Genomic DNA, 13,229 nt, shown 5'->3' with positions numbered 1-13,229 from the left:
TGCCGGTTGCTCGACTACGCACCGGTCGCCGGCGGGCGACCGGTGCGTCTGTTACGAGGTCGCTGCGCTGTCGTCGGTGGCCGCCCGCAGGCGCGCGTTGTCCGACTCGAGGCGCGCGTTGGCGTCCTCGAGGCGGGCGTTGTCCGATTCGAGGCGCGCGTTGTGCGATTCGAGGCGCGCGTTGTGGGATGCCAGTTCGGCGTGGTGCGACTCGAGCCGGAAGATCTGGGCGATGCCGGCCAGATTGATGCCCTCGGACAGGAGCTCGCTGATGCGTCGCAGGCGCGCCACGTCGTCGTCGCTGTAGCGGCGGGTGCCGCCCCGGGTGCGCGCCGGGCTGAGCAGTCCGCGACGCTCGTACAGCCGCATGGACTGCGGGTCGACCCCGGACAGCTCGGATGCCACCGAGATGCCGTAGACACCGCGGCGGGGGTGCGGCACCGGCTCCTTCCTCGTCTTCTCCATTCCAGGTTCCCTCGTTCGGTGTCCTCGCTGCCACGGTCTCCGGTGGACCGGAATCTACCCGATCACCACAGGAAACCTGCAGTACCGGAGACAGTTGCAGGTGGGGCGGCGGGGACGTCGATCGTCCGTCGCGAGCCGTCTCGGTGCGATTATCTCTTTCACGTGACACAGATTTTATCGCCCGGCCCGCTCGTCGCCCACCGCCGTCTCCGTGGCGTTGCTCCGGCCCGCCGGCTGCGGATCGCCCGCCGTGCTCCGCCGTCGCCGCGGGGGTACTAGGCTCGACCGCGTGACCCGACGCACCAAGATCGTTTGCACAATGGGCCCGGCCACGGCAGACCCCGAGGTCCTGAGGGAACTCGTCGACGCCGGGATGGACGTGGCCCGCCTCAACTTCAGCCACGGCACCCACGCCGACCACGAGGCTCACTACCGCCGCGTGCGGGAGGCCTCCGATACCAGCGGGCATGCCGTCGGCATCCTCGCCGACCTACAGGGCCCGAAGATCCGCCTCGGCCGGTTCGCCGAGGGCCCGACGGTGTGGAAGACCGGTGAGATCGTCCGGATCACCGTCGACGACGTCGAGGGCACGCACGACCGGGTCTCGACCACCTACGAGCAACTCGCCGACGACGCGCGCCCGGGGGATCGCCTGCTCGTCGACGACGGCAAGGTCGGCCTGGTCGTCGAGCACGTCGAGGGTCCGGACGTGGTCTGCCGCGTGACCGAGGGGGGACCGGTCAGCAACAACAAGGGCGTGTCCCTGCCGGGGATGAACATCTCGGTGCCGGCGCTGTCGGAGAAGGACATCGAGGACCTCGAGTTCGCCATGCGGCTCGGCGTGGACTTCGTCGCGCTGTCGTTCGTGCGTTCCCCGGCCGACATCGAGCTCGTGCACGAGGTGATGGACCGGGTCGGGCACCGGGTGCCGGTGATCGCCAAGCTCGAGAAGCCCGAGGCCATCGAGAATCTCGAGGCGGTCGTGCTGGCGTTCGATGCGGTGATGGTCGCCCGTGGTGACCTCGGCGTCGAGATGCCGCTCGAGGAGGTGCCCCTGGTGCAGAAGCGGGCGATCCAGATCGCCCGCGAGAACGCCAAGCCCGTCATCGTGGCCACCCAGATGCTCGAGTCGATGATCGAGAACTCCCGGCCGACCCGCGCCGAGGCCTCCGACGTCGCCAACGCGGTGCTCGACGGCGCGGACGCGGTGATGCTCTCCGGCGAGACGTCCGTCGGCAAGTACCCGGTCGAGACGGTGCGGACGATGGCCCGCATCATCGCGGCCGTGGAATCCGATCCCACCCGGGTGCCGGCGCTGACCCACGTGCCACGCACCAAGCGCGGGGTGATCTCCTACGCGGCACGGGACATCGGCGAACGGCTCGAAGCCAAGGCGCTGGTGGCGTTCACCCAGTCCGGCGACACGGTACGGCGCCTGGCGCGACTGCACACCCGGCTGCCGCTGCTGGCGTTCACCCCGGTGCCGCACATCCGCAGCCAGCTGGCGCTGACCTGGGGCACCGAGACGTTCTCCGTCGAACCGGTCGACACCACCGACGTGATGGTGCAGCAGGTCGATGCGGCGCTGCTCTCCCTCGGCCGATACCAGCGCGGCGACCTCGTCGTCATCGTGGCCGGGTCCCCGCCCGGCCGCTCCGGCTCGACCAACCTGATCCACGTGCACCGGCTCGGCGAGAAGGACACCCATTGAGCCGTCGCACCGCGACCGATCTCGAGGTCCTCGTCGATCTGCTCGATCTCGCGCAGATCGACGAGGACCGCTACCGCGGAGAGCACCCGGCCCAGGTGGGCAGCCGTACCTTCGGGGGCCAGCTCGTCGCCCAGGCACTGATCGCGGCCGGCCGCACCGTCGGCGACCGGCCGGTGCACGCGCTCAACGCTCACTTCATCCGCGGTGGCGACGTCAAGGTGCCGATCGAGTATCGGGTGGCCCGGCACCGCGACGGCCGGGACTTCGCGAACCGCATGGTCACCGCGTCCCAGAACGGCCAGGAGCTGTTCGTCATGCTCGTCGCCTTCCAGCGGTGGGGTAAGGGACTCGAGCATGCGGTGAGCGTTCCGGAGGTGCCCTACCCGGACGTGCTGCCGCCGCTCGGGGACCACCTGTCCGGTTTCGAGGATCATCTGCCGCACTTCGTCAATGCCCTCAAACCGATCGACATGCGCTATGCCAACGACCCCGCGTGGATCCTCAAGGGCACCGGGGAACGGCTCTCGCACAACCGGGTGTGGATGCGCGCCGACGGCGCGTTGCCCGAGGACGCGCTCCTGCACGCCGCCACCCTGGCCTACAGCTCCGACACCACCGTGCTCGATTCGATCCTCACCACCCACGGGTTGTCCTGGGGGCTGGACCGCATCGTCGCCGCGACCGTCAACCACTCCATGTGGTTCCACCGGCCGGTCCGGTTCGACGAATGGACGTTGTACGCCACCGAGTCCCCGGTCGCGGCGGGCTCGCGCGGGCTCGCGACGGGCCGCTACTTCACCCTCGAGGGGGAACTCGTGGCCACGGTCGTGCAGGAGGGGCTGATCCGCCACTTCCCGCGCCGCGGCTGACGCGGGCGACCGCGTTCCGCGCCGCCGCCTGCGCAGTTCCTCGTCCCCGCCGGGCGCCCCTCAGTGCTCCACCCGGCTGCGGCGGTTCTCGAGCTCGTCGAGGATCAGCCCCAGTCCGTAGCCGAACTCGTCCGCGAACGAGTAGTCCTTCCCGATCACCAGTTCGCCGATCAGCTCGGCCAGGTAAGGGTAGGTGTCGGCCGGCACGTCGAGCTCCGAGGCGAACTCCTCGGCGCCGTCCGCCGCCGCAAAGGGCAGTTTCAGTTCGGTGAGCACGAAGCCGTACACATATGCGTCGACGACCGAGAAGGCGTGGGACGCCAGGGCCACCGGGAAGCCGTTCGTGCGCAGGCAACCGAGCACGGCATCGTGGTGCCTCAGGAGCGACGGACCCGGCGAACGGCGGGACTCGATCAAGGTGAGCGCCCAGGGATGCCGGGCGAGCACGTTCCGGGCCGAGGTCGCCCGGTGGAACATCGCCTGCCGCCACGGTTCGCCCGGTCCGGGCAGCACGATTCCCGCGAAGATCCAATCCGCGAGCCCATCGAGCAGCTCGGCCTTGTTGGCGATGTGATGGTAGAGCGACATCGCCTCCACACCCAGCTCCTTCCCGACGTTACGCATGCTCACCGCGGTGAGGCCGCCGCGGTCGGCTACGCGAACCGCGGCTTCGATGATCCCGATGCGGCTCAGAGCCGGCCGTTCGTTCATGTCTCCCTCGCGACCCTTGCGGACTTACGGCCGTAAGCCTAATGTCGCCAGACAAGACTTACATGTGTAAGGGAGGGCTTGTGAAGGCTGCAGTTGTCGACAGGTACGGGCCACCGCACGTCGTCCGCGTCGCAGAGGTGCCCACCCCGACCCCCGGGGACGCGGAAATCCTTGTCCGCGTCGCCGCCGCGGCCGTGACGGCCGCGGACTCGCGGATCCGCGCGGCTCGCTTCCCGAGCGGGTACGGACCGTTCGCCCGACTGATGTTCGGTGTGTTCCGGCCCCGGCGAAAAATCCTGGGCAGCACCTTCTCCGGTGTCGTCGAGTCGGTCGGGGCGAAGGTCGGCGGGTACTCCCGCGGCGACGAGGTGTGCGGCATGACCGGACTCGCGATGGGGACGCACGCGGAGTACGTCACGGTCGCGGCGGAGCGGGTGGTCCGCAAACCGGCAGCGGTCAGTCACACCGATGCAGCGGCGCTGCTGTTCGGCGGGAGCACCGCGCTGCACTTCCTGCGGGACAAGGCCGCGGCGGGACGCAGCGGTTCGGTGCTCGTGAACGGGGCGTCGGGTGCGGTCGGAACCAGCGCCGTCCAGCTGGCCAAGCATTTCGGCGCCACCGTCACGGCCGTCACCAGCACGCCCAACGTCGGCCTCGTCGCCGGACTCGGCGCCGACACGGTCGTCGACTACACGGTCACCCCGGTGTCCGACCTGACAGACCGGTTCGACGTCGTACTCGACACCGTCGGCAACCTCACCCCCTCGTCCGGCCGGACGCTCCTGACCGACGGGGGCGTTCTGCTGCTTGCGGTGGCGAACCTGTGGGAGACGCTGCGCCCCGGTGCCGATGTCAAGGCGGGCGCTGCGCCCGAGCGAACCGAGGACTTCGAGTTCCTCCTGGAGTTGTCGGCCGCCGGCCGGCTCGTCACCGTCACCGACGACATCGGGGGACTCGAGCAGATCGTCTCGGCCCACGCGCGAGTGGACTCCGGCCACAAGGTCGGCAACCTCGTCGTCCGACCGGCGGGGTGACCGCACCGCTTCGAAGCCGAGGATTCTGCCGAGCCGGCGGCGCTGCGATGCCGGAAACTGGGCTGATGACGATGTTCACCCCCATCAGCCCGGCCGTCCTTGCCGACGCCATCGCCGAGCGCGCCGCCGGGCACCACGGACGGGTGTGTGTCGCGATCTCCGCCGCCGACGCGGCCGCACCGCTGGATCTGGCCGAGCAGGTGGCCGCCCGCCTGCGCGTCGAGGGGCGGCCGGCGGCCGTGCTGTCGCTGCACGACTTCGTGCGCCCGGCCTCGCTCCGGTTCGAGCACGGGCGCACCGACCAGGAGAGCTACCGCGCGAACTGGTTCGACTTCGGGGCGCTCGACCGCGAAGTGGTCCGGGGCCTGCGGGAGAACGGACGGTGGCTGCCGAAACTGTGGGACGAGGTGGAGGACCGGTCGGCACGCGCGCGGCGGATCGACGCTCCCGACGGTCAGGTGCTGACGATCGCCGGGCCCATGCTGCTCGGTCGGGGACTGGGCTTCGACGTCACGGTGCACCTCGCGATGTCGCAGGCCGCGTTGGATCGGCTGACGCCCGCCGAGGACCGCTGGACGATCCCGCCACTGCTCGGGCACGACGCCGCGACGGCCGCCGACGCCGACATCGTCGTGCGGTACGACCACCCGGACCGGCCGGCGATGCACGCTGCCGGTGCGGTCGGCGGGGACCGGCGAGCCGGGCGGGGGCGATGAACCCGTGACCGGGCGGGGGCGATGAACCCGTGACCGGGCGGGGGCGATGAACCCGTGACCGGGCGGGCCCGGAGGCCGGACAGCCGGAAGACCGCACACACGTGCCGCCTGGTCGAGCCCGGGCCGGCGACGAACGGACCCTCCGCGCGCCGCGGCCCTTGTCCCCGCCGTCAGAGCTTGTAGCCGATCGTCCGCAGCAGGGCCTTGCGGTCGGCGACATCGGCGCTCGTCTCCACGCCCACGGGCGGGTTTCCGTCGATCACCCCGGCGATGCCCCGACCGAGATCGGTCTCGGCGACGATGATCTCGACCGGGTTGGCCGTGGCGCAGAAGATGCCGCAGACCTCCGGTACCTGCTTCAACGTGTTCAGGAAGTTCACCGGGTACCCGTCCTCGACGAACACGAAGAACGAGTGACCCGCGCCCACCGCCAGGGCGTTGCGCCGGGCCAACTCGACGAGCCGGTCGTCGTTGCCGGAGAAGCGCACGAGGCGAGGCCCGGACGCCTCGCAGAACGCCACGCCGAACCGCAGGTGAGGACTCACCCCGGCCAGTGCTTCGTGCAGATCCTCGACGGTCTTGACGAAGTGGGCCTGCCCGACGACGACGTTCATGTCGTCGGGCTTGTCGATCGCCACGATGTGCAACTCCACGATCGCCTCCTCGGATGCCCTGCGGACCGACAGACGTCGCCAGTCAGTCTGCCCGGCCGCGCCCCTCGGGGCAACGATCCCGCAGTCGGCGCCGAACGGAAGCTCTACCGCCGAACCTTCGGCGGGCGTTCCGGCACGGAGCATCCCGATCCGACCGTCCGGAGGACTTTTTCCCTCGGACCCGGGCGGGTCGACCGCCGGCACCGCACGCCCACGATGCGGGGCGTGAGGACCAATGCCCCTATGCCGGTCGTCCGGGGCGGCGCATGATCGGCTCGACGCGAACGGAGGGAGCGGCCGTGACGACGAGCAGCGACGCGGTGATCCGCAAGACGGCCGGCGAACTGCGGGTTCCGCCGAACCTGTCGGACTACGAGACCACCTGCGCTCGATTCACGTGGGAGCAGGTGGCGGCGCAGATGCCGGGCCCGCCGGGCGGCGGATGCAACATCGCCTGGTCGGCGGTCGACCGGCACGCCGACGGCCCGCTGCGGGACCGGCCGGCGCTCCGGTTCCTCGCACCGGGGGACGCAACCGGCCGCATCGAGGTCACGGAGTTGTCGTACCACGACCTCGCCGACCGGGTCCGCCGCTTCACCCGCGTCCTGCGCGACCTCGGGATCGGCAAGGGCGACCGGCTGTTCGTGTTCGCCGACCGGATCCCCGAGCTGTACATCGCTGTCCTCGGCGCCCTGCGCAACGGCACGGTCGTCACCCCGCTGTTCTCGGCCTTCGGTCCCGAACCGCTGGTCACCCGCCTCGAACTCGGCTCCGCGCAGGTCTTGGTGACCACGGAGGCGCTGTACCACCGGCGCGTCGCCGCGGTGCGCGACCGGGTGCCGACCCTCGAACACGTGCTGCTCGTCGGCGACGGCGGCGCCCCCACCGACGTGCCGGGCACGCTCGACCTGAGGGCACTGCTCGAGGCCGCCGAACCGGCCGCCGACCTCACCCCCACGACCGCCGACGACCCGTCGTTGCTGCACTTCACGAGCGGCACCACCGGCACCCCGAAGGGGGCGCTGCACGTGCACGGGGCCGTCGTGACGCACTACGCCACCGGCCGGTACGCCCTCGACCTGCACCCCGACGACATCTACTGGTGTACCGCCGATCCGGGGTGGGTGACGGGCACGTCGTACGGCATCGTCGCGCCGCTGCTGCACGGCGTCACCTCGATCGTCGACGAGGCGGAGTTCGACGCCGAACGGTGGTACCGGATCCTGCAGGACCAGCAGATCAGCGTCTGGTACACCGCCCCCACCGCCGTCCGGATGCTCATGCGCGCCGGACCCGAGGTCGCGAGGCGCTACCGGTTCCCGAACCTGCGGTTCGTCGCCAGTGTCGGCGAGCCGCTGGCCCCGGACGCCGTGTGGTGGGGTACCGAGGTGCTGGGACTCCCCATCCACGACAACTGGTGGCAGACCGAGACCGGCGGCATCATGATCGCCAATACACCGGCGTTCGACATCAAGCCCGGCTCTATGGGCCGTCCGCTGCCCGGGGTCGACGCCCGGATCGTCCGCCGCGACGAGGACGGCACCGTGCACGAGGTCACCGAGCCCGACACCGAAGGGGAACTGGCGCTGCGGGCCGGCTGGCCCTCGATGTTCCGCGGCTATCTGAACCAGGACCAGCGGTACCGCAAGTGCTTCGCCGACGATCTGTACCTCACCGGGGACCTCGCGCGCCGCGACGCCGACGGATACTTCTGGTTCGTCGGCCGCGCCGACGACGTCATCAAATCCGCCGGGCATCTCATCGGACCGTTCGAGGTCGAGAGCGCGCTCGCCGAGCACCCGGCCGTCCTCGAAGCCGCCGTGATCGGTGTGCCCGACGACATCCTCGGCGAGAAGGTCAAGGCGTTCGTCGTCCTCGAACGCGGCGTGGCACCGGACGACGCGTTGCGCCGCAAGCTGATCGGGCATGCCCGCGTCAAGCTCGGTGCGGCCGTCGCCCCGAAGGAACTCACCTTCGTCGACTCGCTGCCGCACACCCGCAGCGGCAAGACGCTGCGCCGGTTGCTCAAAGCCCGCGAACTCGGCCTCGCCGAAGGCGACACCTCGACGCTCGAGACCCCGGAGGTGGCCGGATGACCAGCGACCGGATCGGCGCTCACGCCGCCGGATTCCCCTACGACCGCGAGTTCGCGCTCGGGCTGCTGGCCGACATGCTGCGCATCCGGCGGATGGAGGAGAAGGCCGCCGAACTCTACGGCGCCGGCAAGATCCGCGGATTCCTGCACCTGTACGTGGGGGAGGAGGCCGTGGCAGTCGGGGCCCTGCACGCACTCGATCGCGGCGACACCGTCGTCGGTACCTACCGTGAACACGGGCACGCCCTCATCCACGGGTTGTCCATGAACGCGATCATGGCCGAGATGTTCGGCAAGCAGGAAGGCTGCTCCCGCGGTCGCGGCGGTTCGATGCACCTGTTCGACGCCGCCACCCGCTTCTACGGCGGCAACGCGATCGTCGGTGGCGGCCTGCCGCTGGCGGTGGGCCTGGCGCTGGCCGACAAGATGCAGTCGGCCCCGAGGGTCACCGCCTGCTTCTTCGGCGAGGGAGCGATGGCCGAGGGCGCGTTCCACGAAGCGCTCAACCTCGCGGCCCTGTGGCAGCTGCCGGTCCTGTTCTGCTGCGAGAACAACCTGTACGCCATGGGCACCGCCCTGGCCCGGTCCGAATCGCAGACCGACCTGTGCGCCAAGGCCGCCGCGTTCGGTGTCCCCACCCTCCGGACGGACGGGATGGACGTGCTCGCCGTCCACGAGACGGCCCGGGCCGGGGTCTCCCACGTCCGCAGTACCGGCGGACCGATGTTCGTCGAGTTCCAGACCTACCGATTCCGCGCCCATTCGATGTTCGATCCCGAACTCTACCGGGACAAGGCCGAGGTCGAACGCTGGAAGGAACGCGGCCCCATCCACACGTTCTCGGCGCGGCTGAAGGCGCTGAATCTGCTGACCGAGGAACAGTTCCTGCACCTCGACGCGCAGGCCACGGCCGAGGTCGACGCCGCCGTCGCCTTCGCCGAGGCCGGCACCTGGGAGCCGGAGTCCGACCTCCTGCGCGATGTGACCACACCGGCCGGGGAGGCGCCGTGAAACTCAGCTATCGCGAAGCCCTGCGCGCCGCCCTGCACGACGCGCTCAGCACCGACCCGCGAGTGTTCCTGATGGGGGAGGACATCGGGCGGTACGGCGGCACGTACGCCGTGACCAAGGGCCTGCTCGACGAGTTCGGACCCGAACGCATCCGGGACACCCCACTGTCGGAACTGGGGTTCGTCGGCGCGGGCATCGGGGCGGCCCTCGGCGGGATGCGGCCCGTCGTCGAGATCATGACCGTCAACTTCAGCCTGCTCGCCCTCGATCAGATCGTGAACACCGCCGCCGCGCTGCGCCACATGTCGGGCGGCCAGTTCTCCGTGCCGATCGTGATCCGCATGGCCACCGGGGCCGGACGGCAACTGGCCGCGCAGCACTCGCACAGCCTCGAGGCGTGGTACGCACACATCCCCGGCATCCGGGTCCTGGCCCCGGCAACCGTGCAGGACGCCCGCGGAATGCTCGCCCCCGCCCTGGCGGATCCGGACCCGGTCGTCGTGTTCGAGCACGCCCTGCTCTACAACACCACCGCCGACGTCGACCCCGACGAACCGGTCGACATCGACCGCGCGCGGGTGCTCCGGCCCGGCGGCGACGTGACCCTCGTCGCCTACGGCGGCACCGTCGGCAAGGCCCTCGCCGCCGCGGAAACGCTCGCGGGCAGCGGCATCGAGGCCGAGGTCGTCGACCTGCGGGTGCTGCGTCCGCTCGACACCGCCACCGTCGTGGACTCCGTCCGCCGCACCCATCGGGTGGTGGTCGTCGACGAAGGCTGGCGCAGCGTCGGCCTCGCCGCCGAAGTGACCACCCGGATCGTCGAGGAGGCGTTCTACGACCTGGACGCGCCCGTGGCCCGGGTGTGCAGCGAAGAGGTGCCGGTGCCCTACGCCCGGCACCTGGAACAGGCGGCGATCCCGCAACCGGAGAAGATCGTCGCCGCCGTGCTGGCGTTGACGGGCGAGAACTGAGGAGGCGACGTGTTCGAGTTCACCCTGCCGTCCCTCGGCGCCGACATGGACGAGGGCACCCTGACCGAATGGCGCGTCGCACCCGGTGACACGGTCGAGCGGGGCCAGGTGATCGCCTCGGTGGACACCGCGAAGGCGGAGGTCGAGGTCGAGATCTGGCGGGACGGGGTCGTCCACCGGCTGCTCGCGCAGCCGGGCGTGACCCTGCCGGTCGGCGCGGCGATGGCCACGATGCTCGAACCCGGGGAGGACGCTCCGCCCGTCGACGGGATCCCGGCGTCCGAGGCCCCGGCTGCGACACCCGTCCCCGCACCGGCTGTGGCGGCCCCCGTTCCCGCGCCCGCCGGTGCGGCCCCCGCCACCGGGCCCGCGCCGGCCGCGCGGCGGCGGATCTCGCCGGCCGCCCGCCGGCAGGCCCGGGCGCTGGGCGTCGACCTCGACACCGTGACCGGCACCGGGCCCTGGCAGTCGGTGACGATCGAGGACGTCGATCGGGCGGCGGCCGCCCGTACCGCGGTCGCATCCGCCGCCCCGGCGCCCCCGCCCGCCGCGGCTCCGGCGAAGACCCCCGTCGACAAGGCCGCCGAGATGCGCCGCGCCATCGCATCCGCGATGGGACGGTCCAAGCGGGAGATCCCGCACTACTACCTCTCGGAGCAGATTCCGCTCACACGCGCCCTCGACTGGCTCACCGACTACAACGCGCAACGGCCGGTCACCGAGCGCGTCCTGCTTGCGGCGCTGCTGATCAAGGCGGTCGCGCTGGCCACCCGGCGCTGTCCGGAGATGAGCGGATTCTGGACCGACGACGAGTTCCACCCGGCCCCGGCCACACACGTGGGGGTGGCGGTCTCCCTGCGCCAGGGTGGGCTGATCGCCCCGGCGATCCACGACGTCGCCGACCTCGCCCTGCCCGAACTCATGGCGGCTCTCGCCGACCTCGTCAAGCGCGCCCGGGCCGGATCGTTGCGCAGCTCGGAGATGTCCGACCCCACCGTCACCGTGACCAACCTCGGGGAGGAGAGCGTGGAGTCGGTGTACGGGGTGATCTACCCGCCGCAGGTCGCGCTGGTCGGTTTCGGCAAGCCGACACGGCGCCCGTGGGTCGACGGCGACACCGTGCGGCCCGTATCGGCGGTCACCGCGACCCTGGCCGCCGACCATCGGGTCAGCGACGGCCGGCGCGGCGCCCTGTTCCTGACCGAGATCGCCGAACTGCTCCAGCACCCCGAACGACTGTGAGGTGAGATCGTGACCACCGACGAGACCGCTACCGGCGAACCCGCCGACCTCCGCGCCGCCGTCGTCGCCGCGATCGCCGACGTCGCCCCCGAGATCGAGGATCTCGAACTGGCGGGGGACCGGCCGCTGCGCCAACAGGTCGACCTCGACTCGATGGACTGGCTGAACGTGCTGATCGGCCTGCGATCGTCGCTCGGAGTGGACATCCCCGAGGCGGACTACGCGCACCTGAGCACGCTCGACGGTCTCGTCGACTATCTGGCGCAGCGCCTCGGCCAGTGAACCCCCCGGATCGGGTCCCCGACCGCCCGGCCGGGTGCATGCTGGGGAGTGCAACGACCGACGAGGATGCAGTCGTGGACGGGGACATGGCCGGGAACAACCCTCTGTGTGGGCGAGTCGGAGAGATCGCCGTGGCGCTGCGGAGGCTGTCCGACTCGCTCGACGAGGGCGACGAGCTGCCCGAACTCCTGCGGCGGCTCGTCGACAACGTCGTGAAGATCGTGCCCGACGCCGGGAGCGCAGGGGTGACGGTGGTACGGGACGGTCGGCTCGAGACCGAGGTCTGCAGCAATCCGCTGGTCTACGAACTCGACCACGCGCAGTTCCTCGCCGGTGCAGGGCTGTGCCTCGACGCGGCGCGGAGCGGCCGGGTGGTCCGCGCGGACCGCGCGGAGACGCGGCGACGCTGGCCGGAATTCGCGGAGCGCGCGGAACAGTTCGGGACGGCGAGCTCACTGGCCGCCCCCCCTGCGGATCGACGAGGAGACAGCCGGCTCGTTCAACCTCTACAGCGAGCACGACCACGGATTCGACTCGCTGGACGAGACGCTGGTGGAGGTGTTCACGACGGCTGTGGAAACCGCGCTGCGGCAGGCCCGACGCGGTGCCCGCGCCCGGGCGGAGATCGCGCAACTCGGTCGCGCCCTGCGGTCGCGTCCGACGATCGACCGCGCGGTCGGGATCGTCATGGCCGCTCGCGGACTGACCGCCGAGGAGGCCTTCGCCGTGCTGGTGCGGCAGTCGCAGCACGAGAACGTCAAGCTGCGCGACATCGCGGCCCGCCTCGTCGCCCGGCCCGTCCCCACCGGTCGGCCCCCACGCCCGGGGCCGTGACCGGGCGGGGCCCACCCGGTGAGGTGCGGCCCGCCGCCGATTCGGGAAAAACCCCGAAAGCGAGGTTTCGCCGGTGTGCCCGGAGGTATCACTCCGACAGCCGCAGCCGATCCGGCTCCGGTCACGTGTTCGAACGAAAGGAGCCGGCCATGGCCGAGCACGCAGGACGAACTATGACCCGGACACCGGTGCAGACAGCCGCCCTCGCTGTCGGCGTGGTGTTCCTCCTCGTCGGCATTCTCGGGTTCATTCCCGGAATCACGACCAACTACGACACCATGACGTTCGCCGGACACGAGTCCGAGGCCCTCCTGCTCGGGATCTTCGAAGTCTCGATCCTCCACAACATCGTGCATCTGCTCTTCGGCGTGGCGGGCGTCGCGATGGCCCGCACGGTCGGTGCCGCCCGGTCCTACCTCATCGGCGGCGGCATCATCTACCTGGTGCTGTGGCTCTACGGCCTGATCATCGACAAGGACAGCTCGGCCAACTTCGTGCCGGTCAACTCCGCCGACGACTGGCTGCACTTCGTTCTCGGGGTGGGCATGATCGCCCTCGGCTACCTCCTCACCCGCCGGACCACGACGCACCGCGCCGTGCCCGGTACCCGCTGACCGTCACCCCTCGACCGCCGG

At 70.9% G+C, this 13,229-nt stretch carries 14 protein-coding genes; 11 read left to right on the top strand and 3 right to left on the bottom strand.

What is annotated here, in order from left to right; translation table 11 throughout:
- Positions 1-51: 51 nt before the first annotated feature.
- The gene (locus LZP97_RS08855) at positions 52-465 is read right to left on the bottom strand and encodes a MerR family transcriptional regulator (protein WP_040275097.1); all 414 of its coding nucleotides are present in this window, start codon (positions 463-465) and stop codon (positions 52-54) included.
- 289 nt (positions 466-754) lie between these two features.
- Between LZP97_RS08855 and pyk the strand changes: the two genes are divergently transcribed.
- A complete protein-coding gene (gene pyk, locus LZP97_RS08850; RefSeq protein ID WP_010595289.1) occupies positions 755-2,176 on the top strand; it encodes a pyruvate kinase in 1,422 nt (473 codons plus the stop codon).
- A complete protein-coding gene (locus LZP97_RS08845; RefSeq protein ID WP_040275098.1) occupies positions 2,173-3,045 on the top strand; it encodes an acyl-CoA thioesterase in 873 nt (290 codons plus the stop codon). Before pyk ends, LZP97_RS08845 begins: the two co-directional genes overlap by 4 nt.
- Positions 3,046-3,105: 60 nt before the next feature.
- Here LZP97_RS08845 and LZP97_RS08840 read toward each other — a convergent pair whose 3' ends face one another.
- Positions 3,106-3,756, bottom strand: a complete 651-nt coding sequence (locus LZP97_RS08840) for a TetR/AcrR family transcriptional regulator (RefSeq protein WP_017682171.1) — start codon at positions 3,754-3,756, stop codon at positions 3,106-3,108.
- Positions 3,757-3,836: 80 nt separating this feature from the next.
- Between LZP97_RS08840 and LZP97_RS08835 the strand changes: the two genes are divergently transcribed.
- Together LZP97_RS08835 and LZP97_RS08830 are read left to right on the top strand one after the other, a co-directional pair.
- Positions 3,837-4,790 carry an NAD(P)-dependent alcohol dehydrogenase gene (locus LZP97_RS08835; protein WP_048771047.1) on the top strand — a complete coding sequence of 318 codons (954 nt, stop codon included), beginning with the start codon at positions 3,837-3,839 and terminating at the stop codon, positions 4,788-4,790.
- A gap of 65 nt (positions 4,791-4,855) precedes the next feature.
- Positions 4,856-5,506 (top strand): uridine kinase, encoded by a 651-nt coding sequence (locus tag LZP97_RS08830; protein WP_048771048.1) that lies wholly within the window; start codon positions 4,856-4,858, stop codon positions 5,504-5,506.
- Between the two features lie 170 nt (positions 5,507-5,676).
- On the opposite strand, the gene LZP97_RS08825 is transcribed toward LZP97_RS08830, so the two are convergent.
- Positions 5,677-6,159 (bottom strand): adenosine-specific kinase, encoded by a 483-nt coding sequence (locus LZP97_RS08825; RefSeq protein ID WP_010595294.1) that lies wholly within the window; start codon positions 6,157-6,159, stop codon positions 5,677-5,679.
- A 266-nt stretch (positions 6,160-6,425) separates the two neighbouring features.
- Between LZP97_RS08825 and acsA the strand changes: the two genes are divergently transcribed.
- The 7 genes from acsA to LZP97_RS08790 all read left to right on the top strand — a co-directional run bounded on the left by acsA (position 6,426) and on the right by LZP97_RS08790 (position 13,208).
- Positions 6,426-8,255: an acetate--CoA ligase gene (acsA, locus tag LZP97_RS08820; RefSeq protein WP_172603627.1), complete on the top strand. Its 1,830-nt coding sequence runs from the start codon at positions 6,426-6,428 to the stop codon at positions 8,253-8,255.
- Positions 8,252-9,265 carry a pyruvate dehydrogenase (acetyl-transferring) E1 component subunit alpha gene (gene pdhA, locus LZP97_RS08815; RefSeq protein ID WP_048771050.1) on the top strand — a complete coding sequence of 338 codons (1,014 nt, stop codon included), beginning with the start codon at positions 8,252-8,254 and terminating at the stop codon, positions 9,263-9,265. The genes acsA and pdhA overlap by 4 nt, the downstream gene beginning before the upstream one ends.
- Positions 9,262-10,236 carry an alpha-ketoacid dehydrogenase subunit beta gene (locus tag LZP97_RS08810; RefSeq protein ID WP_017682176.1) on the top strand — a complete coding sequence of 325 codons (975 nt, stop codon included), beginning with the start codon at positions 9,262-9,264 and terminating at the stop codon, positions 10,234-10,236. The genes pdhA and LZP97_RS08810 overlap by 4 nt, the downstream gene beginning before the upstream one ends.
- 9 nt (positions 10,237-10,245) lie before the next feature.
- Positions 10,246-11,478, top strand: coding sequence for a dihydrolipoamide acetyltransferase family protein (locus LZP97_RS08805; protein WP_048771051.1), 1,233 nt, complete (start codon positions 10,246-10,248; stop codon positions 11,476-11,478).
- Positions 11,479-11,487: 9 nt separating this feature from the next.
- Positions 11,488-11,760, top strand: a complete 273-nt coding sequence (locus tag LZP97_RS08800; RefSeq protein WP_010595299.1) for an acyl carrier protein — start codon at positions 11,488-11,490, stop codon at positions 11,758-11,760.
- Positions 11,761-12,318: 558 nt separating this feature from the next.
- A complete protein-coding gene (locus LZP97_RS08795) occupies positions 12,319-12,594 on the top strand; it encodes an ANTAR domain-containing protein (protein ID WP_234575003.1) in 276 nt (91 codons plus the stop codon).
- Between the two features lie 173 nt (positions 12,595-12,767).
- Complete coding sequence (locus LZP97_RS08790) at positions 12,768-13,208, top strand: DUF4383 domain-containing protein (RefSeq protein WP_017682388.1); 441 nt, start codon at positions 12,768-12,770, stop codon at positions 13,206-13,208.
- Positions 13,209-13,229 lie beyond the last annotated feature (21 nt).

The organism is Rhodococcus sp. DMF-1 (assembly GCF_021441945.1).
Lineage (GTDB): Bacteria > Actinomycetota > Actinomycetes > Mycobacteriales > Mycobacteriaceae > Rhodococcus > Rhodococcus ruber.
The sequence above is the reverse complement of the archived record's forward strand: the minus strand, read 5'-3'. Positions and strand labels throughout refer to the sequence as shown.